This is a genomic window from Nonomuraea sp. NPDC004580 (assembly GCF_040609855.1).
Classification (GTDB): Bacteria; Actinomycetota; Actinomycetes; order Streptosporangiales; family Streptosporangiaceae; genus Nonomuraea; species Nonomuraea salmonea.
The window spans coordinates 1-20,184 of sequence record NZ_JBEXLH010000101.1 but is presented as its reverse complement, the minus strand read 5'-3'; the positions used below and the strand labels follow the sequence as shown (position 1 = coordinate 20,184).

Annotated in this window: 21 protein-coding genes; 13 read left to right on the top strand and 8 right to left on the bottom strand. The window is 72.7% G+C overall.

The window, feature by feature from the left end:
- Positions 1-222 (bottom strand): hypothetical protein (locus tag ABZW11_RS44750; RefSeq protein WP_355432147.1); only part of this gene is annotated, 222 nt, incomplete at its 3' end.
- A 130-nt stretch (positions 223-352) separates the two neighbouring features.
- Between ABZW11_RS44750 and ABZW11_RS44745 the strand changes: the two genes are divergently transcribed.
- From ABZW11_RS44745 to ABZW11_RS44695, 11 genes are all read left to right on the top strand, one after another.
- The gene (locus ABZW11_RS44745) at positions 353-871 is read left to right on the top strand and encodes an RNA polymerase sigma factor (RefSeq protein WP_355432145.1); all 519 of its coding nucleotides are present in this window, start codon (positions 353-355) and stop codon (positions 869-871) included.
- Positions 868-1,350: a hypothetical protein gene (locus ABZW11_RS44740; RefSeq protein WP_355432142.1), complete on the top strand. Its 483-nt coding sequence runs from the start codon at positions 868-870 to the stop codon at positions 1,348-1,350. Before ABZW11_RS44745 ends, ABZW11_RS44740 begins: the two co-directional genes overlap by 4 nt.
- 210 nt (positions 1,351-1,560) lie before the next feature.
- Positions 1,561-3,090, top strand: coding sequence for an alpha-L-arabinofuranosidase C-terminal domain-containing protein (locus ABZW11_RS44735; RefSeq protein ID WP_355432140.1), 1,530 nt, complete (start codon positions 1,561-1,563; stop codon positions 3,088-3,090).
- Between the two features lie 23 nt (positions 3,091-3,113).
- Positions 3,114-4,112: a LacI family DNA-binding transcriptional regulator gene (locus ABZW11_RS44730; RefSeq protein WP_355432138.1), complete on the top strand. Its 999-nt coding sequence runs from the start codon at positions 3,114-3,116 to the stop codon at positions 4,110-4,112.
- 100 nt (positions 4,113-4,212) lie between these two features.
- Positions 4,213-5,700: an alpha/beta fold hydrolase gene (locus ABZW11_RS44725; RefSeq protein WP_355432135.1), complete on the top strand. Its 1,488-nt coding sequence runs from the start codon at positions 4,213-4,215 to the stop codon at positions 5,698-5,700.
- A 181-nt stretch (positions 5,701-5,881) separates the two neighbouring features.
- Complete coding sequence (locus ABZW11_RS44720) at positions 5,882-7,342, top strand: glycoside hydrolase family 43 protein (protein WP_355432132.1); 1,461 nt, start codon at positions 5,882-5,884, stop codon at positions 7,340-7,342.
- Between the two features lie 78 nt (positions 7,343-7,420).
- On the top strand, positions 7,421-8,188 hold the full coding sequence (locus tag ABZW11_RS44715; protein ID WP_355432129.1) for a protein-L-isoaspartate(D-aspartate) O-methyltransferase: 768 nt from the start codon (positions 7,421-7,423) through the stop codon (positions 8,186-8,188).
- A 222-nt stretch (positions 8,189-8,410) separates the two neighbouring features.
- Entirely contained in the window at positions 8,411-9,379 is a 969-nt protein-coding gene (locus tag ABZW11_RS44710) for a CapA family protein (RefSeq protein ID WP_355432126.1), read from the top strand.
- 358 nt (positions 9,380-9,737) lie between these two features.
- Positions 9,738-10,988, top strand: a complete 1,251-nt coding sequence (locus ABZW11_RS44705; RefSeq protein WP_355432124.1) for a pectate lyase — start codon at positions 9,738-9,740, stop codon at positions 10,986-10,988.
- A 71-nt stretch (positions 10,989-11,059) separates the two neighbouring features.
- The gene (locus ABZW11_RS44700) at positions 11,060-11,239 is read left to right on the top strand and encodes a hypothetical protein (RefSeq protein WP_355432121.1); all 180 of its coding nucleotides are present in this window, start codon (positions 11,060-11,062) and stop codon (positions 11,237-11,239) included.
- Complete coding sequence (locus ABZW11_RS44695) at positions 11,230-11,502, top strand: hypothetical protein (protein WP_355432118.1); 273 nt, start codon at positions 11,230-11,232, stop codon at positions 11,500-11,502. The genes ABZW11_RS44700 and ABZW11_RS44695 overlap by 10 nt, the downstream gene beginning before the upstream one ends.
- Positions 11,503-11,565: 63 nt before the next feature.
- On the opposite strand, the gene ABZW11_RS44690 is transcribed toward ABZW11_RS44695, so the two are convergent.
- Complete coding sequence (locus ABZW11_RS44690; RefSeq protein ID WP_355432115.1) at positions 11,566-12,192, bottom strand: TIGR03619 family F420-dependent LLM class oxidoreductase; 627 nt, start codon at positions 12,190-12,192, stop codon at positions 11,566-11,568.
- 80 nt (positions 12,193-12,272) lie between these two features.
- Between ABZW11_RS44690 and ABZW11_RS44685 the strand changes: the two genes are divergently transcribed.
- Together ABZW11_RS44685 and ABZW11_RS44680 are read left to right on the top strand one after the other, a co-directional pair.
- A complete protein-coding gene (locus tag ABZW11_RS44685; protein ID WP_355432113.1) occupies positions 12,273-14,549 on the top strand; it encodes an FdhF/YdeP family oxidoreductase in 2,277 nt (758 codons plus the stop codon).
- 110 nt (positions 14,550-14,659) lie between these two features.
- Complete coding sequence (locus ABZW11_RS44680; protein ID WP_355432110.1) at positions 14,660-16,855, top strand: SulP family inorganic anion transporter; 2,196 nt, start codon at positions 14,660-14,662, stop codon at positions 16,853-16,855.
- A 44-nt stretch (positions 16,856-16,899) separates the two neighbouring features.
- Here the strand turns inward: ABZW11_RS44680 and ABZW11_RS44675 are convergent, their stop codons facing one another.
- From ABZW11_RS44675 to ABZW11_RS44650, 6 genes are all read right to left on the bottom strand, one after another.
- Positions 16,900-17,037 (bottom strand): hypothetical protein, encoded by a 138-nt coding sequence (locus ABZW11_RS44675; protein WP_355432106.1) that lies wholly within the window; start codon positions 17,035-17,037, stop codon positions 16,900-16,902.
- Positions 17,038-17,084: 47 nt separating this feature from the next.
- Positions 17,085-17,399, bottom strand: coding sequence for a DNA-binding response regulator (locus tag ABZW11_RS44670; protein WP_355432104.1), 315 nt, complete (start codon positions 17,397-17,399; stop codon positions 17,085-17,087).
- Complete coding sequence (locus tag ABZW11_RS44665) at positions 17,396-17,638, bottom strand: ATP-binding protein (protein WP_355432149.1); 243 nt, start codon at positions 17,636-17,638, stop codon at positions 17,396-17,398. Before ABZW11_RS44665 ends, ABZW11_RS44670 begins: the two co-directional genes overlap by 4 nt.
- Positions 17,545-18,036, bottom strand: coding sequence for a hypothetical protein (locus tag ABZW11_RS44660; protein ID WP_355432101.1), 492 nt, complete (start codon positions 18,034-18,036; stop codon positions 17,545-17,547). The genes ABZW11_RS44665 and ABZW11_RS44660 overlap by 94 nt, the downstream gene beginning before the upstream one ends.
- Before the next feature lie 82 nt (positions 18,037-18,118).
- The gene (locus tag ABZW11_RS44655) at positions 18,119-19,372 is read right to left on the bottom strand and encodes an FAD-dependent oxidoreductase (protein WP_355432098.1); all 1,254 of its coding nucleotides are present in this window, start codon (positions 19,370-19,372) and stop codon (positions 18,119-18,121) included.
- Between the two features lie 171 nt (positions 19,373-19,543).
- Positions 19,544-20,184, bottom strand: a 641-nt coding sequence (locus tag ABZW11_RS44650; RefSeq protein WP_355432096.1) for a helix-turn-helix domain-containing protein, incomplete at its 5' end; no start/stop codon positions are given.

Below are 20,184 nucleotides of genomic sequence, written 5' to 3'. Positions count from 1 at the left end.
ACTCGGAGTCAGCCGTCCTGACCTGGAAGTCGCCGATCTGCCCACGCCGGAGGAGGTCTTCTCGCGGGCGACCTGCGTCCGCGGCTCGACCTGCTCACCCCGCGCCTGCTGCACCTGCTCAAGGACACCGAGCCGGTACGCGGGGTGCCGCGCCGCTGCGCGCCCGCCCTCGCCGAGGCCCGCCGCGCCGCCGAGGCCCGCGCCCGCCTCGACCGCCTGCACCGCGACGCCCTGGCCCTGGCGCTCGCGCCCGTCTGCGCCGCAGACTGACGGGACGGAACCCGCTCGTCCGCCCGGCCCCGTGAACCGGATCGGCCGCCCGCCCGACTGTGCAGGGTGACGGGAGGACGAGATGATCGATGAGCTGCTGGTCGTCCGCGCCCAGCTGGGTGAACGGGACGCGCTGGCCGAGCTCGTGTCCCGCTGGCGCACGCCGGTGTGGACGTACGTGCGCCATGCAGGACGCCTTGAGTGGGCCGACGACGTGAGCCAGGAGGTCTGGCTGGCCGTGGTCCGCGGCCTGCCCCGGCTGCGCGAGCCAGGCCGGTTCAAGCCCTGGCTGTTCACCATCGCCCGCAGGTCGGTGATGGACCGGCTGCGCGTCCAGTACGCCGACGAGCCGGCGCACCCGGGCGAGGAGCTCGCGGGCGACCCGGCCGACGTGGTGCTGGACCGGGCCGAGCTGACGGCCGCCCTGGCCCTGCTGCCACCGGCCGAGCGGGAGATCCTCGTCCTGCACTACCTGGAGGACCTGCGGGTCGAGGACTGCGCGCAGATCTGCGGCATCCCGGTGGGCACGGTCAAGTCCCGGCTGAACCGCGCCCGGCGGCTGATGCGCGAGCGCCTGGAGGAGAAGGGATACCGGCCATGAGCGAGGAGGAGCCGCGCCTGTCGGCGCAGGAGCTTATGGATCGGCTGGAGCCGGCGCTGTCGCCGCGCCGGCGCGTCCGCGCGGTGGCCGCGCTGGTCGCGGGCGTGGCGGGTGCGCTGTTCGTGATCGGGTTGTGGGCGAGCGAGCCGGGGCCGCTGCCGGGGCGTACGCAGCTGGCGTTCGGGCTGTTCACCGCGTTCTGCCTGGGCTGGGCCTGCTACGGCGGGTGGCTGCTGACGCGGCGGGTGGCGCTGTTCGCGACCGACCGGGTGGTGGCCGGGTGGCTCGCGCTGGCGGCCTCGGCCGTGACGACGACGCTGCTGGTCGTGGTGGCCGTGCAGCGCGGTGAGGGGCTGGGGGTGGCGCTCGGGGCCGGCGGTCCCGTCGTCGCGGTGGCGCTCGCGCTGACGATCAGGGCGCACAGGCGACGGGCCGCGCTGCTGCGCCGCAGACGCGAGCTGTCCGGCGACGAGCCCTGAGCTCGGACCCTGAGCTCTGGCCCTGAGTTCGGGCCCTGAGCTCTGGCCCTGAGCTCTGGCCCTGAGCTTGGGTGCGGGGACGGGAGCCGGGTTGCGGGCCCGCGCTGCCGGGCCCGCGCCGGGGGTCTCGCCGCGAGGGTCTCGCCAAGGCGGGAAGTTTATCGATAAAGTCACCTCCGACCGGCCCCCGAACGCGAGGAAGCTCACCCGATGAGTCCTGTCACCGTGCCCGCCATCATCAACCTCGACGTCCCAGGCCCCGTGATCAGCCGCCACCTGTACGGCCACTTCGCCGAGCATCTGGGCCGCTGCATCTACGGCGGCTTCTACGTCGGCGAGGACAGCGACGTGCCCAACGAGGGCGGCATCCGCCTCGACGTCGTCGAGGCCCTGCGCGCCCTGAACATCCCCAACCTGCGCTGGCCCGGCGGCTGCTTCGCCGACGAGTACCACTGGATGGACGGCATCGGCCCCAAGGAGAGCCGCCCCGCCATGGTCAACACCCATTGGGGCAACGTCGAGGAGAACAACCACTTCGGCACCCACGAGTTCATGGCCCTGTGCGAGTTGCTGGGGGCGGAGCCGTACATCAGCGGCAACGTCGGCTCCGGCACGGTGCGGGAGATGAGCGACTGGGTCGAGTACCTCACCCGCGAGGGCGACTCGCCGATGGTGCGGCTGCGCAAGGCCAACGGGCGCGAGGAGCCGTGGCGGGTGCGCTTCTGGGGGCTGGGCAACGAGGCGTGGGGCTGCGGCGGCAACATGAGGGCCGAGCAGTACGCGGCCGAGGCCCGCCGCTTCGGCACCTACTGCCGCGACCACGGCGACAACAAGCTGTATCGCATCGCGGCCGGGGCGAACTCCGCCGACTACGCCTGGACCGAGACGCTGATGAAGCAGCTCGGCGAGCTGGGCTGCGCGTATCGGCCGGCGCCGTTCATGCAGGCGCTGTCGTTCCACTACTACACGATCCCCGGGACCTGGCAGGACAAGGGCTCGGCCACCGAGTTCGGCGAGGACGACCACTACCGCACGATGGCGCAGGCCGCCCGGGTGGACGAGCTGATCACCGGCCACTCCAACGTGATGGACTGCTACGACCCCGGCAAGAACGTGGGCCTGGTGCTGGACGAGTGGGGCACCTGGTGGAATGTCGAACCGGGCACCAACCCCGGCTTCCTCTACCAGCAGAACTCGCTGCGCGACGCGCTCGTGGCCGGCCTGCACTTCGACGTGTTCCACCGGCACGCCGACCGCCTGGTCATGGCCAACATCGCGCAGACCGTGAACGTGCTGCAGGCCATGATCCTCACCGACCCCGACTCGGGCGCGCTCGTGCTGACGCCCACGTACCACGTGTTCGAGATGAACAAGGGCCATCAGGACGCCGCCTCGCTGCGGGTGGACCTGCCCGACGGCCTGCCGGCCCGGCAGGTGGACGGGACGGAGCTGCGTACGGTGTCGCTGTCGGCCAGCAGGAAGAACGGGCAGGTGCTGATCTCGCTGTCCAACCTGGACGCGGGCGAGGCGGCCGACGTCGAGCTGGACCTGCGCGGCGGCGCGGTCGCCGTGACCCGCGCCCGCATCCTCACGGCCGGCGACCTGCGCACGCACAACACCCCCGACGCGCCCGAGGCGGTCGCGCCGCGCCCGCACGAGGAGGTCACGGCCACCGCGTCCGGGCTGCGCGTGCACCTGCCCGCCCACTCCTTCGTCACCGTGGGGGCGAGCCTGGCCTGAGCGGCGGCGCTACCCTCGGCGGCATGGTGACGATGGACGACGTCGCCCGGCTGGCCGGGGTGTCGAAGATGACGGTCTCCAACGTGGTCAACAACCGGGGCGGGGTCAGCGAGCCGGTACGCCGCCGCGTCCGCGAGGCCATCGAACGCTCCGGCTACCGGGTCAACGTCTCGGCCCGCACGCTCAGGTCGGGCCGTACCGGCGTGATCGGGCTCGCCGTGCCCGAGATCGACCGGCCCTACTTCGGGCGGCTGGCCTCCCACGTCATCGAGCGGGCGCGGCGGCGCGGCTTCCACGTCGCGATCGAGCAGACGGGCGCGGCGGCGGCCGGCGAGATCGACGCTATCGCCCACGCGCGGACGCTGCAGTTCGACGGGCTGATCCTCAGCGCGGTCGGGCTCGACGGCCGCGACCGCACCCCGCCCGAGGGCGACCACCCGATCGTGATGCTCGGCGAGCAGGACTTCGGCGGGCGCTTCGACCACATCGCCATGCCGAACGAGGAGGCCACCGCGGCGGCCACCGCCCACCTGCTCGACCGGGGCTGCCGCGCCGTCGCGCACGTCACCGGCCGCCTCGACTGGAACCTCAACATGGTGAACGCCCGCCACCGCGGCCACCTCGGCGCGCTCGCCGCCCGCGGCGTCGAGGCCGACCCCGCCCTGCACGTGGGCCTCGACGCGCTCACCATGGAGGCGGGCCGGGCGGCGGCGCACCGGCTGGCCGCCGCCGGGCGGCCCTTCGACGGCGTGCTGGCGGTGACCGACACCGTCGCTCTCGGCGTGCTGCGCGGGCTGGCCGACGTGGGGCTGCGGGTGCCCGATGACGTGCGGGTCGCCGGGTTCGACGACATCGCGGAGGCGGCGTACCTGGTGCCCGCGCTCACCACCGTGGCGCCCGACCACGCCTGGATGGCCGAGAAGGCGGTCGAGCTGGTCACCGAGCGCATCGCCGACCCGGGGCGGCCGACCAGCCGGTATGTGGCGCCGTACGAGCTGGTGATTCGCGAGTCCACCAGATAGGCGTATGTCCCGTTTCTCCCATAAATGCCAAAGGTGCCTTCTGTAGCTGTTAGATTCGTGGGTCATTGATCACGGAGGGGCGCCCGACGTTAGGAGAAACGTGCTCAGAAAGACCTCCCTGCTCGCCACCGCGCTCGTGATGATGGGAACGGTGCTGACCGCTCCCATCGCCGCCGCGACCGTGACAGGCAAGGACGTCACGAACGCGGTCGGCAAGCGCGGGGTGACCTGGCGGCCGTGCAAGGAAGAGCCGAGCGTCGAGTGCGCCACGCTGAAGGTGCCGGTCGACTGGTCCAAGCCCAACGGGCCGGCCATCGACCTCGCGCTGGCCAGGCGCAAGGCCAAGGACTCCGCCGCGCGCATCGGCTCGCTGCTGACCAACCCCGGCGGGCCCGGCAACTCCGGCGTCGACGGCGTCCTGCGCCCCACCGGATTCAGCGAGGAGATCCAGCGGCGCTTCGACATCGTGAGCTACGACCCGCGCGGCGTCGCCCGCAGCGGCTCGGTCACCTGCTCGGCCTCGGTCTACAACCAGATGCCCTACCCGGTGATGAAGAGCCAGGCCGACTTCGACAAGTGGGTCGCCTTCGACAAGAAGCTGCACGCCGACTGCCGCAAGCGCACGGGCCCGGTCTACGACCACCTCGACTCCAAGAACGTCGCCCGCGACATGGACGCCATCCGCGCCGCGCTCGGCGACGAGAAGCTCACCTCGTACGGCGTCTCCTATGGCACGCTCGCCCAGCAGATGTACGCCGAGATGTTCCCCCACCGGATCAGGGCCATGGTGCTCGACAGCAACATGGACCACAGCCTGAACGTCAAGGCGTTCCAGGTCACCGAGGCGGCCACCGTCCAGGACAGCTTCGACGAGTTCATCGCCTGGTGCCAGCGCGACACCGGCTGCGCCCTGCACGGCCGCGACATCCGCGCGCTGTGGAAGAAGGTCGTGGCCAAGGCCGAGCGCGGCGAGCTGGTCTGGCCCGGCGGCGACGACAAGGTCAGCACCCACAACCTGCTCTGGCTGGCCGTCATCATGAACGAGGCGCCCGACTGGCACCTGGAGGCCCAGGTGCTGCTCGCCCTGGACGGCGGGCCGGTGCCGGACGACATGCCTGGCCCGCCCGGCAACGGGCCGGTGAGCGGCAAGTGGGCCGAGCTGCCCACCGCGATCCTGTGCGAGGACTGGAACCTGGGGCTGCGTGACTACAAGGAGTACGCCGCCGTGATGCGGGCCTCCAACGCGGTGGCGCCGGACGTCCGCTACAACCCGATGCCGATGGGCGACATGCCGATCTGCCAGGGCCACCCGGTCACCAACCCGCAGCACCGGCTGCGCTACAAGGGCAGCGCGCCGCTGCTGGTGGGCACGTCCAAGCACGACCCCGACACGCCGTACCAGTGGTCGGCCAACGTGGCCAGGCAGCTCGGCTCCAAGGCGACGCTGCTGACGTACGAGGGGTGGGGGCACGGCATCTACGGCATGACCGACTGCACCACCAAGGCCATGGACGGCTACCTCATCTCGCTGACCGTCCCGAAGCGGGGCACCGCCTGCCCGGCCGAGGAGCCGGAGCCGAAGAGCTAGGCCGGTCGTCCGGCAGACGGGGCCGCGCGGTTCACCGCGCGGCCCCGCTCGTTCGTGAGGGGCCATTGACCACCCCGATGTGAGCGATCACACTGAGGGCGCCGCCGATGTGAGTCCCTTTCCGGCGGCGCAGGAATGTTAGCGCTAACAGAAGCGTCGTACCCCCTCCCGAAGGAGACGCATGTACGCGACCCTGCCCCGCAGGACGGCCGTGGTGCTCGCCGTGGCCTGCCTCCTGCTCGCCTGCCTGGCCGCCGTCGCCCCCAAGCGGGCCGCCGCCCTCGATCCGTTCACCGGCTACTTGATGGCCCACTTCACCGGCGAGTCCGCCGACGGCGAGCAGATCTACCTCGCCCACAGCGACGACGGCCTGCACTGGACCGACCTCAACAACGGCCAGCTCGTCCTGCGCTCCACGATCGGCACGCGCGGCGTCCGCGACCCCTCGATCGTCCGCTCCCCGTCCGGCGACCGCTACTGGATCGTCGCCACCGACCTGCGCATCGCCAGCGGCACCTCGTGGAACGACGCCGCCAACCGGGGCAGCACCGCCCTCGTCGTCTGGGAGTCGCGCGACCTGGTGAACTGGTCGGCCCCCTGGCTCATCAACGTCGCCGGCGCCATCCCCGGCGCGGGCAACGCCTGGGCACCCGAAGCCATCTACAACCCCGCGACCGGCGACTACGTGCTCTACTGGGCCACCAACTCGGCGCGCAACGGGGTGACGAAACACCGCATCTGGTACGTCCGTACGAGTGACTTCCGCTCCTTCACCACCCCCCAGCTCTACATCGAGCGCGGCGGCACCCAGGGGCTCATCGACACCCAGATCATCGAGGTGCCCGACAGCGTCGGCGGCCACCGCTATTACCGCGCCTCCGCCGACGGCCACATCACCATCGAGGCGGCCGACTCGATCCTCGGCACCTGGACCACCCTCGGCAACCTGTCGCACATGGGCATCTCCAACGGCACCGGCGGCGGCACCGTCGTCGAAGGACCCATGTGGGCGCGTTTCAACGAGCGCGACGAGTGGGCCCTGTGGCTTGACCAGTTCGCCACCGGGCGCGGCTACATGCCCATCACCTCCACCAACCTCGGCAGCACCCGGAACTTCCGCACCCGCTCCGACTACGCCATGGGCGGCAACCGCAAGCGGCACGGCTCCATACTCAACCTCACCGCCGCCGAGGAGAGCCGGGTGCTCGGCCGCTGGGGGAGCAGCGTGCCCGTCAGCCGCATCCAGTCCTACAACTTCCAGGACCGCTATATCCGGCACGCCGACTTCGACGTGCGCATCGACGCGAACGTCAGCCCCGCCCAGGACGCCCAGTTCCGCCTGGTGCCCGGACTGGCCGGCGGGTCCGGCACCGTGTCGTTCGCCTCGGTCAACTATCCCGGCTACTACCTGCGGCACTACGGGTTCGACCTGACGCTGGCCGCCGACGACGGCACCGGCACCTTCGCCTCCGACGCCACCTTCCGGCCCGTGGCGGGGCTTGCCGACGCGTCGTGGACGTCGTACCAGTCGGTCAACTACCCCGACCGCTACCTGCGCCACTACGACTACCTGCTCCGACTCGACCCGATCACCGACGCACAGAGCCGCGCCGACGCCACCTGGCGCCGCGTCTCGGGCTGACCCTCCGGGGTAGGGGGCGGGTGAGGAGGGACGTCGAAGGCCCGCCGCCCGTCCCCTTCCGGGGCGGGGGAGGGGCTGATGGCGGTGACCGGCACTCTTCCGACGGAGGAGGGGCTGATGGCGGCGGCGCGGCGTGCGGGGGAGTCTCGTCTCCAGGGCCTGATGAGGGCGGCGCGGCGGGCGGGGGATCCGCGTGCGCAGGAGCTGGTCGCGGCGGCCGAAGGTGACTGCCGCAGCCTGGAGCTCGTGACGGCCGCCGAGCGGGCGGGGATTCAGGACCTCCGCCTGCTGGCGGCCATCGCCGCCACGCCGCGCGAGCTGTTCGTGCCGCTGCGCTCGGCCGGGCAGGCATGCCTGGACGCGCCCATCCCGCTCGCCCACGGCCAGCCCACCAGCCAGCCGTCCCTGGTCGCCCAGATGATCGACGCGCTCGGGCTGACCGGCGACGAGACCGTGCTGGAGATCGGCACCGGCTACGGCTACCAGACCGCGCTGCTGGCCCGGCTCGCCAGGCACGTCCACTCCATCGAACGCCTGCCCGACCTCGCCGCCCACGCCCGCGCCAACCTGGCCGCCGCCGGCATCACCGGCGCCGAGGTGCTGGTCGGGGACGGCTCGGCCGGGCTGCCCGAGCACGCGCCCTACGACGCCGTCATCGTCTCCGCCGCCGCCCCGCACGTCCCCGCCGCCCTGGCCGAGCAGCTGGCGGAGGGCGGCCGGCTCGTCATGCCCGTCACGGGACAGATCGCGGACATCGTCACCCTCTTCACCAAGCAGCGCGGACGCCTGGCGAGCCTCCGCGAGGTGACCCCCGCGTCCTTCGTCCCGCTCATCCCCGGCCCGTGAAGCCGGCGACGACCTTCGGCGGCGCCTTGCGGACGGTCTGGTTGTGATCCGCCTTGCCCGCGTCGGTCAGGCTGACCGCCGCGCCCCTGGCCCGCAGGTGCCGCCGGCAGGAGGTCGCGTTGGGAGGGGCGCATCAGCCCAGGAAGCCCGGGCCGCGTCGCGGGTGGGCGGCCGAGGGAAGGGTTGGGGGTTGGGGGGTGGTGGGATGGGCAGGGGAGCGGGGTGGCCGTCACGCTCGCGCTGGCGGGGGACACCATGCTCGGCCGGGGTGTCGCCGACCTGCTGGCGAAGTCTGCCGACCCCGGGGATTACGTGTCGGACGCGGTTCGCGCGTACCTCTCCGAGGCCGACTTCACGCTGCTCAACCTCGAGTGCTGCGTGTCCGATCGGGGCGCCCCGTGGGTGGCGCCGGGCAAGATCTTCCACTTCCGCGCGCCGCCGAGGGCCGCCGACCTGCTGGCCGAGCTGGGCGTGGGCTGCGTGACGCTGGCCAACAACCACGCGCTCGACTTCGGCCACGACGCGCTCCTGGACACCTGCGCGCACCTGGCACGGGTCGAGATCCACACCGCCGGCGCCGGCCCCGACCTCGAACGGGCCCGCGAGCCCGTCCTGATCGACGTCAACGGCCTGCGCCTGGCCGTCGTCTCCGTCACCGACCACCCCGGCGACTACGCCGCCACCCCCGACCGGCCCGGCGTGGCGCACGCCGACCTGCCGTCCGGGGTGCCCGCCTGGCTGATGGACGCGGTGGCCAGGGCGCGGGCGCAGGCGGACGTCGTGCTGGTCAGCCCGCACTGGGGGCCGAACATGACGACCGAGCCGCTCCCGTACGTGCGGACCGCCGCGAGCATCCTGACCGGCGCCGGCGCCACGCTGATCGCCGGTCACTCGGCGCACGTCCCGCACGGGGTGGCGCCGCCCGTCCTGTACGACATGGGCGACTTCATCGACGACTACGCCGTGGACCCCGACCTGCGCAACGACCTGTCGCTGCTGTTCCTGGTCACCTGCGACGACCTCGGGCCGCTCCGGCTGCGCGCGGTGCCGCTCAAGCTCGACTACTGCCGGACGACGCTGGCCAGGGGCGCCGAACGGGCCTGGCTGGCCAGCCGCTTCACCGCGGCGTGCGCCGCCCTGGGCACGGACGCCGTCTGGGAGGACGACGTCCTCACCGTCGGCCTCCGCTGACACGAGCTGCCAGGTCGCTCGATCGGGCGGACTCGGCGTCTGACCCGACCCCGGGTCACAGCCGGGTCGTCCCTCTCGGGAAACGCCGCCCGCACAACGCCATCCGCACAACGCCGCCGTACCGGCGATGAAAGTTTCAGCGCCGCTCTGCAACTCCCGCACACTCTCTGACCTGGAAAGACACCGCTCCTCGCCAGGAGTGTCCTATGCGGGGTTGCGGGGCTGTGCTTCACTGCTCCTGCGGTTGGGAAAGCGCTTACCGTAAGTCGGTAAGCGCATTCCGGCCGATTCCGAGGCGGCGCCGCGATCACCGGGCGCGCTCGATGCCCCATGCAGTTAGTCGAAAGGGGAGTTCACCGTGCGTAAAGACAGAAGGCTGAGCGTCGTGCTGGCGGCGGCGCTCGTGGCGGGCAGCGGGCTGGTGGCCGTGTTCGCCACCGCCGCCTCGGCGGCGCCGTCCAATGGCAACTACACGCTGGTCAACGCGGGCAGCGGCCTGTGCGCCGCGGTGCCGGGCGCCGGCACGGGCGACGGCGTCCAGCTCGTCCAGTCGAGCTGCTCGGGCGGGTCGGGCCAGGTGTTCGCGGTCACCTCGGCGGGCGGCGGCTACCAGATCAAGGCCGTGCACAGCGGCAAGTGCCTCGGCGTCAAGGACGGCTCCACCAGCGCGGGCAAGGCCGTGCAGCAGGAGTCCTGCAGCTCGGCGTCGTCGCAGAGCTGGCAGCTGACCGAGTCGGGTTCGAACTACCGGGTGGTCAACGCCAACGGCGGCAAGTGCCTGAACGTCAAGGACAACTCCACCTCCTCAGGCGCCCTGCTCCAGCAGAACTCCTGCGACTCGGTGTCGACCAAGCAGTGGACGCTCAGGGCGGCCGGCGGCGGCAACCCCGACCCGGACCCCACCCCGACCGTGACGCCGCCGCCCGGCGGCGGTGACGGCAGCGGCTCGTGGCCGTCCGACACCGGCAGCGTGCACCTGACCGACACCCGCGAGCTGGGCTCGTTCTTCGACGGCGGCATGAAGCGCCACTACGGAATCGGCGACGGCGGCCAGAGCGAGAGCCAGGACCCGATGTTCGTCGTGCCGAACGGCGGCACCATCCAGAACGTCATCATCGACGCCCCCGCCGGTGACGGCATCCACTGCGAGGGCTCCTGCACGATCCGCAACGTCTGGTGGAACGACGTCGGCGAGGACGCCGCCACGTTCAAGAGCTCCAGCTCCTCGGCCACCTATCTGGTGGACGGCGGCGGCGCCAAGTCCGGCTCCGACAAGGTGTTCCAGCACAACGGCGCCGGCACGCTGACCATCAAGAACTTCCAGGTGCACAGCAGCGGCAAGCTCTACCGGGCGTGCGGCAACTGCTCGTCCTCCTACCAGCGGCACGTGGTGATGGACGGCATCACCGCCCGCTCGACCAAGGTGCTGGCCGGCATCAACTCCAACTGGGGCGACACCGCCCGCTTCAGCCGGATCACGGTGTACGGCAGCGCCACCATCTGCGAGCGCTACAAGGGCGTGCCGAAGGGCCAGGAACCCTCCAAGCTCGGCTCGGGCCCTGACGGCACCCACTGCCTCTACCGGGACTCCGACATCACCTACCGGTAGGAACACGCGAGCCGGGCGGGCGGGTGAGGGCGCCCGCCCGGCCGGGCTCATCCGTTCGGGTGCACGGACACGTGGACGGCGTTCTCGCCGGGCACCTCGCCGCCGAGGGTCTCGAGGGCGAGCACGGTGTCGTCCAGCCCGAACGAGTGCGTGTGCAGCTTCTCCAGCGGATGGCGGCGCGCCTCGATGAGCCCGATGGCCTCGGCGCAGGCCCGGTCGTCCCGGCGGCAGGCACGCCCTGGTGGAACTGATCGACCCCGACAACGGCGAGCCCGTCGTCCCCGAGCCGGGCGCGTCCGGTGAGCTGGTCCACACGTCGGCGGACCGCGAGTGCTGCCCGCACCTGCTCGACCAGGCCCCCCAGGGCACGCCGGCCAGGTTCTCCGCCTGCATCGCGGAGAACGAGGAGGACAGCCCCTGGGAGCCGACAACGCCGGCGTCTCCACGATCCTCGAAACCTTCGCCCCCCCACACCGGCCCTCTGCCCACGGCCCGCATCCGCGACCCCGCCTGACGCGGCCCGCTTCCGGCGCGGCCCACGCTCACAGGACCGCAAGGCCCCGGGGACGTCCCGGGGTCAGCCGCGCAGGCCGAGGGCGTCGGCGGCGCCGGCCAGGACGGCGAGGTGGTCGTCCACCGTGGCCAGGCCCGCCCGCATGGTGTCGATGGCGATGTGGGTGGCGCCCGACTCGCGCCACCGGGCGGCCAGTTCGGCCACCTCGTCCGCGTCGCCCCGCCAGGCCAGCCGCCCCTCCATGCCGAGCGCGGATGGGTCGCGACCGGCCTGCGTGGCGGCCTCCTCGACCATCGCCTTGGCCTCGTCCAGTTCCGGCCCAGGACTCATCTGCGGGAACCAGCCGTCGGCCAGCCGCCCGGCCCTGCGGTAGGAGGGCGGCGCCTGAGCCCCGATCCAGACGGGGATCGGCCGCTGCACCGGCATCGGCGCCAGCCCGGCCCCCGTGACGCGGTCGAACTCGCCGTCGAACGTCACCGTCTGCTCGGTCCACAACCGCCGCATGAGCGCGATCTGCTCCTCGGACCGCCGCCCCCGGGTGGAGAAGTCCTGGCCGAGCGCCTCGAACTCGACCCGGTTCCAGCCCAGCCCGACCCCCAGCCTGAACCGCCCGCCGGTCAGCAGATCGACCTCGGCCGCCTGCTTGGCGACCAGCGCCGTCTGCCGCTGGCGGAGCGAGCGCTCGACCACACGCCGCTCCGGAGCCCGATGAACCGACCTCTCCCGCGCCGGCGGTAACCTACGCACGAGCCGCGAGGAGATGATCACTGATGAACAGGGCAGAAGATGGCGGGCGTCTTCACGTCACGCCGCCCAAGACGTGGGCGGCCGGGCTGCCCGGCGTCACCCACGCGCTGGAATACTCCCTGGGCCAGACCACCGTGCGCCGCACGGCGCTGACGCTGCTCAACGTCAACCAGACGGCCGGCATCGACTGCCCCGGCTGCGCCTGGCCCGAGCCGGGCCGCAGGCACCGCAACGAATACTGCGAGAACGGCGCCAAACACGTCACCGACGAGGCCACCTCCCGCCGGGTGACCCGCGACTTCTTCCGCGAGCACCCGATCTCCGAGCTGGCCGGCCGCACCGACCAGTGGCTCAACCAGCAGGGCCGGCTCACCGAGCCGATGGTCAAGCGCCCGGGCAGCGACCACTACGAGCCGATCGGCTGGGACGACGCGCTCGGCCTGCTCGCCGGCGAGCTGCGCACCCTCGGCCACCCCGACCAGGCGCTCTTCTACACCTCGGGCCGGCTCGGCAACGAGGCCGCGTTCCTGCTGCAGCTGTTCGCCCGCGCCTACGGCACCAACAACCTGCCCGACTGCTCCAACATGTGCCACGAGTCCAGCGGCCACGCCCTCATCGAGACCCTGGGCGTCGGCAAGGGCAGCGTGAGCCTGGCCGACATCCACGACGCCGACCTGGTGTTCGTGGTCGGCCAGAACCCCGGCACCAACCACCCCCGCATGCTCTCCGCGCTGGAGGAGACCAAGCGCTCCGGCGGGCGCGTCGTCGCGGTCAACCCGCTGCCCGAGGCCGGGCTGATGCGGTTCAAGCATCCGCAGAAGGCGCGCGGCATCGTCGGGCGCGGCACCCGCATCGCCGACGAGTTCCTGCAGATCAGGCCGGGCGGCGACCTGGCCCTGTTCCAGGCGCTCAACCTGCTGCTGCTCCAGGCCGAGGACGCGCGTCCCGGCACCGTGCTCGACCACGCCTTCATCGAGGCGCACACCACCGGCTTCGCCGAGTTCGCCGCGCACGCGCGTACCCTCGCCTGGCCCGACCTGCTGGCCGCCACCGGCCTGGAGCGCGCGCAGATCGAGCGCGTGCACGAGATGGTCCTGGCCAGTGAGAAGGTCATCGTGTGCTGGGCGATGGGGCTGACCCAGCACAAGCACGGCGTGGCCACCATCCGCGAGATCGTCGACTTCCTGCTGCTACGCGGCAACGTCGGCCGTCCCGGCGCGGGCGTGTGCCCGGTGCGCGGCCACAGCAACGTGCAGGGCGACCGCACGATGGGCATCTGGGAGCGCCCGCCGCGGCCGTTCCTCGACGCGCTCGAGCGCGAGTTCGGCTTCACCCCGCCGCACAAGCACGGGCTCGACACGGTCGGCGCCATCCAGGCCATGCTGGACGGCCGCGCCCGCGTGTTCCTCGGCGTGGGCGGCAACTTCGTCCGCGCCACCCCCGACAGCGCCGTCACCGAGCGGGCCATGCGCGCCTGCAAGCTGACCGCGCACATCTCGACCAAGCTCAACCGCTCCCACACCGTCTGCGGCGAGACCGCGCTCATCCTGCCCACGCTCGGCCGCAGCGACCGCGACGTGCAGGCGGGCGGCGAGCAGTTCGTCACGGTCGAAGACTCCATGAGCCAGGTCCACGCCTCGCGCGGCAAACTCGACCCCGCCTCGCCCCACCTGCTCAGTGAGGTCGCCATCATCAGCCGGCTGGCCCGCCGCGTGCTCGGCGACCGCCCCGGCATCCCGTGGGAGACGTTCGAGGCCGACTACGGCGCCGTACGCGACCGCATCGCCCGCGTCGTGCCCGGCTTCGAAGACTTCAACGCCCGCGTCGCGGAGCCCGGCGGGTTCCGGCTGCCCAACCCGGTCAACGAGCGCGTCTTCCGCACCCCGAGCGGCAAGGCCGTCTTCACCGCCAACGCCTTCACCCTGCTGGAGGCGCCGCCCGGCCACCTCATCCTGCAGACGCTGCGCTCCCATGACCAGTGGAACACCGTCCCCTACTCCGACGACGACCGCTACCGGGGCATCCGGCACGGCCGCCGCGTCGTGCTCGTCAACCCCGGCGACCTGGCCGAGCTGGGCTTCGCCGACCGCGACGTGGTGGACCTGGTCGGCGTCTGGCACGACGGCGTGGAGCGTCGCGCCCCCGGCTTCACCGTGGTCGCCTACCCCGCCGCGCGCGGCTCGGCCGCCGCCTACTACCCGGAGACCAACGTCCTCGTGCCGCTCGACAGCGTGGCCGACGGCAGCAACACCCCGACCTCGAAGTCGGTCGTCATCCGGCTGGAACGCCCGGCGGTCTAGGGGTTTCGACGCCGGCGGCGAAAAGCGTCCGGCGCGCTCATCAGACGCCGGATCGTGTCTGGCGCGGGCACTAGGGTTGCCGCATGCAGATAACTACGGAGAGTAGCATCGTGCGGACTCTCAGATACGATCTACCGGCGTCGCTGGTGGTGTTCCTCGTCGCCGTGCCCCTGTCCCTGGGCATCGCCATGGCCTCCGGCGCGCCGCTCGCCGCCGGGCTGATCGCCGCCGCCGTGGGCGGCATCGTCGCGGGCCTGCTCGGCGGCTCGCCCCTCGTGGTCAGCGGCCCGACGGCCAGCCTGACCGTGGTCATCGCCGGGCTCGTGCACACCTACGGCTGGCAGGCCACCTGCCTCATCACCATCCTGGCTGGCGGCGTCCAGGTGCTGCTGGGCGCGTTCAAGGCGGCGCGGGCCGCGCTCGCCGTCTCGCCCGCCGTCGTGCACGGCATGCTGGCCGGCGTCGGCATCGTCATCGCGCTCGCCCAGCTCCACGTGGTGCTCGGCGGCAGCCCGCAGCACTCCGCGTGGGACAACCTCGTCCAGCTCCCCGGCCAGATCGCCGACCTGCACGGGCACAAGGTCATGGTCGGCGTGCTCACCGTCTCGGTGCTGCTCGTCTGGAACCGGCTGCCCAAGCACGTCAGGGCCGTGCCCGCGCCGCTGGCGGCGCTCGTCGTGGCCGCCGCGACCGCCTGGCTCTTCCATTGGAACGTGACAAGGATCGACCTGTCCGGCGCGCTCGGCTCCTGGTCCCTGCCCGAGCTGCCGCAGGCCGACTGGCACCAGATCGCCGGAGCCGCGCTGCTGGTGGCGCTGCTCGCCGGCGCCGAGTCGCTGCTGTGCAGCGTCGCCACCGACGGAACCCACACCGGGCCGCGCGCCGACCTCGACAAAGAGCTGTCCGGGCAGGGCGTGGCCAACGTGGTGAGCGGGTTCCTCGGCGGGCTGCCCGTGGCCGGGGTGATCGTGCGCAGCACCACCAACATCCGGGCGGGCGCGCGTACGCACTGGTCGGCCGTGCTCCATGGCGGCTGGGTGCTGCTGTTCGCGCTCTGCCTGGGCTGGACGATCCGGCTCATCCCCATGGAGGCGCTGGCCGCCCTGCTGGTCTTCATCGGCATCAGGACGATCAGCCTCGGCCACGTCAGGAAGGTGCACGGGCACAACGAGGTGCCCGTCTACCTCGTCACGCTGACCGGCGTCGTCGTGATCGGCCTGGCCGAGGGCGTGCTGGCCGGGCTCGCCCTGGGCGCGCTGCTCGCGCTGCGGCGGCTGACCCGCGTCACGGTCGACAAGCGCGAGGAGCCGAACGGCCGCCTGCACGCCACGGTGTCCGGCTCGCTCACCTTCCTCGGCGTGCCCCGGCTGACCGCCGAGCTGCGCGGCATCCCGGCCCGCGCCGACGTCGACCTCGACCTCAACATCGACTTCATGGACAACGCCGCCTTCGAGGCCATCCACTCCTGGCGGCTCGACCACGAGCGGCTCGGCGGCACCGTCACCATCGACGAGCTGCACGACGAGTGGTACTCGATGGCGGCCAGCGGGGCCCGCATGTTCCCCGCCAAGAGCCCGCCCAAGCCGGCCGGGCACTGGTGGCTGCCGTGGACCCACCCCCGCCGCCGTACGACCGGGGTACAGGAATGCCGGCTCACCCAGGGCGCGGCCGAGTTCCACCGCCGTACGGCACCGCTCGTGCGCCCCATCTTCACCGAGCTGGCCGGCCGGCAGCAGCCCAGCCACCTGTTCATCACCTGCGCCGACTCCCGGATCATGCCGAGCCTCATCACCAGCAGCGGCCCAGGCGACCTGTTCACCGTCCGCAACATCGGCAACCTCGTGCCCTGCGCCGGCTCCGAGCCCGCCGACGACTCGGTGGGCGCCGCCATCGAATACGCCACCCGCGTGCTCGGCGTCCACACCATCACCGTCTGCGGCCACTCGGGCTGCGGCGCGATGGCCGCCCTGCTCGGCGGCCCCGCCACCACCGCCGGCCTGCCCCAGCTCGAAAGCTGGCTGCGGCACGGCGCCGCCGGCCTCGACCGGCTGGCCGCCGAGCGCGAGCCGGACGCCTCCCTCGACCGGCCGGCCGCCGAGCGCGAACCGGACGCCTCCCTCGACCGGCTCTGCCGGCTGAACGTCCAGCAGCAGCTGGAGAACCTCAGGACCTACCGCCGCGTCGACGAGCAGGTCAGGGCCGGGCAGCTCAAGCTGGTGGGCCTCTACTTCGACATCGCCACGGCCCGCGTGCACGTCGTGCCGCCGCGCAGCCCCGCGGCCCCGGCGGAGCCCAGCCAGCGGTGACCCCGCCGCGCGCCCTCGCCGGCCGGAGCGGCGGGGGCCCGCCTTCAGCCCAACTCCTTCGCCACCAGCACGAACGAGGCGGCGCCCATGGCCACGTAGGCGAGCGTCAGCAGCACCGCCCCCGCCATGATCAGCACCCGACGGCCCAGCGGCGGCCGCCCGGACATGTCGTCGTCGTGCATAACGGGACGCTAACACCCGGTGACCTGCTGTCACCGCGAACCGCCGCTCAGCCGAGCACGTTCTCGTGCAGCGCCCGCAGCACGGCGTTCGTACGATCGCGCGCCCCCAGCTTGGCCAGCAGCGCCGAGACGTGATTCGTCACCGTCCCCTCGGCCAGGAAGAGCGCCTCGGCGATCTCCCTGTTGCTGTAACCCTCGGCGATGAGCCGCAGCACCCCCAGCTCGCGCTCGGTGAGCGGCTGCACCTTCGCCGGCGGCTCGCCCGCCTCGCCCGCCACCTCGATGTCGCCGCTCAGGCCGAGCAGGCTGCGGATGCCCTGGCGTACCAGCGTCTGGTCGTCGACCACCAGCACCCTGATCATCGGGCCGGTACCCGTGCGGTCACGCGGAAGCCGTCGCCGCCGTCGAGCCGTACGTCGCCGCCGAGCGCGGCGATCCGCTCGGACAGGCCGCGCAGCCCGTTGCCGGGGGTCAGGGCGGGGGCGCCACGCCCGTCGTCCACCGAGGTCAGCCGTACGGCGCCGTCGGGGGCGTGGTCGACGGTGACGAACAGCGACGTCGCCTCGGCATGGCGGATGGTGTTGGTGACGATCTCCTGCACCACGCGGACGAGCGTCGCCGCCAGGTCCTCGTCGGCGGGCACGTCGTCGCCGACGCGGACGCCACCACCGCCGCACCCGCCCAGACCGGGACGAGGTACCCGCTCACCGCCGCCACGAACACCAGCAGGATCGGCAGCCACCCCGCGCCGGACGCGGTCAGCACCACCGCCCAGCTCAGCACCACCGCTGCCGCGTACGCCGCCCACGCCGCGACCGTGCCGGCGTCCTCCAGGACGGCGGCGGTCACCAGCGCCATGAGCGGCGCCGCGAACAGCAAGGCCCACAGCAGCCGGGGCACCCGCGTCTCGCCCGCACCGAACAGCACCGGCGCCCCGACCACGACGCATCCGGCCAGCATCGCCAGCCCTGCCCACGCATCGGGGCCGATTCGCCGCATGCCGCCACTGTACGGCGCGGGACGGCCGCCGAGGAGGTGCCGGAAGTCATGGGTACGCGCGCCCGGCGCCGGCGGCTCAGGCTCAGCGCAGCGGGTCGAACTCGCGGAGCGCGGCGGGCTGCTTGCCCGTGGTGATCTGCTCGGCGAGCAGGCGTCCCGTGGCGGGGCCGTGCGCCATGCCCCACATGCCGTGGCCGCCCGCGACGTACACGCCTGGCCGCCCGGTCGCGCCCACCAGCGGACGCCCGTCCGGGGTGACAGGGCGGGGGCCCACCCAGACGTCGGTGCGCTCCTCCCACCGGACGCCGTCGAGCAGCGGCCGCGCTGAGGCGATGATCGCCTCAAGCCGGGCCGGCACCAGCGGCGCGTCGGGGGAGCGGAACTCCATCGTCCCCGCCACCCGCAGCTTGCCCTGGTACGGCGTGCACGCCACCCGCACCTCGGGCAGGTAGATCGGCCCGGGCACCGGACGATCGACCGGCACGGTGAAGGAGTAGCCGCGGCCCGCCCGCACCTGCGTCCGCACGCCCCACTGCGCGGCCAGCAGGGGCAGCCACGCCCCAGTCGCCACGACGACCGCGTCCGCCGTCAGGGTGGTGCCCTTGGACGAGCTGACGGTGACCTTCCTGCCGTCGCTGCGCACGTCGGTGACCTCGAAGGCGTACACGGTGGCGCCCCTGCTCATCACCGACCTGCCGAGGGCGTGCACGAACGCGCCCGGGTCGACGTACCGCTGCCCGTCGATCCGCACTCCCGCGGTCAGCGCGCCGGACGCAAGCGGGACGTGCTCGACGAGCTGCTCGCGGCGGAGCGGGGCGTGCGCGACCTGCTGCCCGGCGGCGGAGATGCGGCGCAGCTCGTGCAGCAGCGCCCGTGCCTGCTTGGGCGTGCGGAAGGCCGCGGTGATCGGGGCGTGCACGAGCGGCGCACGTACGCCGTTGTACGTGAGCACGTCGAACGCCTCGATGCTCTCCTCGTTGAGCGGCAGGTTGGCGCGCACGGCCCTGGTCCACGACGGCCACCGGCAGTTGGCGGCGAACCGCAGCAGGAACGACCACAGCCCCGGGTCGAGGGTGGCCGGCACGTGCAGCGGAGCGGACGGGCTCAGCAGCGAGCGCAGCCCGTACCGCAGCACGGACGGCTCGTTGAGCGGGATGGCCAGCCCGGGGGAGATCCATCCCGCGTTGCCCCAGGACGCTCCTGCTGCCACGCCCCTGCGGTCGACCACCTCGACCTCGACACCGCGCTCCTGCAGGAACCACGCCGTCGACAGGCCGACGATGCCCGCGCCCACCACGATCACCTTGCGCGGCCAGCCGCTGCCCCCGTCGACCATGACGCCCTTCCTCTCCTCGCTGCTTACGGGGACAGCATGACCCCGGCGAGGCGGGGGAGCGCTGTACAGACGCGACAATCCAGACGCCCGGATTGTGCGGGTCTCACAGCGGAATGCCGCGCCTCCACCGGAGAGCGCCGGACCGCGTCGATCGAGTGGGGCCGGCCAGGGTCACTCGCCGAGTGCCTCCAACTGGATGATCATGGCGAGGCGCTGCCGGGCGTCGTCCAGGTCGAGCGGGGTGATCTCGCCGATCTTGCGCAGCCGGTTCCTGACCGTGTTGGGATGCACGCCGAGCCGCTCCGCCGCCGCCACCGGGTCGCCCTGCGCCTCCAGCCAGGCGCGCAACGTCGCCACGTACCGGGTGCCGTGCCTGGCGTCGTGCCGCCGCAACGCGCCGACCGGCCCCCTGGCCGGAGTCCTTCCGGTACGCGCCGCGGCCCGCAATCGCTGCAGCAGGATGTCGCCCCACGACTCGTCGTACACCGGCGGCGCCCCGCCCGCGCTCTCGTGCAGCGCCAGGCACTCGTCGGCCTCCTGCCGCCCGGCGGGCAGCTCCGCGACCCCGGCCGGCGCGCCGATCCCGGCCACCAGCTCCACCTGCGCGGGCAGCGCCGCCTGCAACGCCGCCGCCCACGCCGGCGCCGCCCCCGCCTCCTCGCCCGGCAGGATCGTGTAGAGCGTGTTGCCCAGCAACGTGCTGCGTCCGGGGCGCGACCAGCCGAACCCCGTGGTCGCCCGGTCGAAGGCCAGCATCCTGGTCGTGGCCAACAGTGGCCCGGTCATCCCGCCGGACCGGATCGGCGCGCTGC

Bases quoted from the DNA above. Each gene is read 5' to 3' on its own strand.
- ABZW11_RS44745 (WP_355432145.1), top strand. From the start codon at position 353: ATGATCGATGAGCTGCTGGTCGTCCGCGCCCAGCTGGGTGAACGGGAC.
- ABZW11_RS44735 (WP_355432140.1), top strand. From the start codon at position 1,561: ATGAGTCCTGTCACCGTGCCCGCCATCATCAACCTCGACGTCCCAGGC.
- ABZW11_RS44685 (WP_355432113.1), top strand. From the start codon at position 12,273: ATGAACAGGGCAGAAGATGGCGGGCGTCTTCACGTCACGCCGCCCAAG.
- ABZW11_RS44720 (WP_355432132.1), top strand. From the start codon at position 5,882: ATGTACGCGACCCTGCCCCGCAGGACGGCCGTGGTGCTCGCCGTGGCC.
- ABZW11_RS44660 (WP_355432101.1), bottom strand. From the start codon at position 18,036: ATGCGGCGAATCGGCCCCGATGCGTGGGCAGGGCTGGCGATGCTGGCC.
- ABZW11_RS44715 (WP_355432129.1), top strand. From the start codon at position 7,421: ATGGCGGTGACCGGCACTCTTCCGACGGAGGAGGGGCTGATGGCGGCG.
- ABZW11_RS44740 (WP_355432142.1), top strand. From the start codon at position 868: ATGAGCGAGGAGGAGCCGCGCCTGTCGGCGCAGGAGCTTATGGATCGG.
- ABZW11_RS44655 (WP_355432098.1), bottom strand. From the start codon at position 19,372: ATGGTCGACGGGGGCAGCGGCTGGCCGCGCAAGGTGATCGTGGTGGGC.
- ABZW11_RS44730 (WP_355432138.1), top strand. From the start codon at position 3,114: ATGGTGACGATGGACGACGTCGCCCGGCTGGCCGGGGTGTCGAAGATG.
- ABZW11_RS44670 (WP_355432104.1), bottom strand. From the start codon at position 17,399: ATGATCAGGGTGCTGGTGGTCGACGACCAGACGCTGGTACGCCAGGGC.
- ABZW11_RS44675 (WP_355432106.1), bottom strand. From the start codon at position 17,037: ATGCACGACGACGACATGTCCGGGCGGCCGCCGCTGGGCCGTCGGGTG.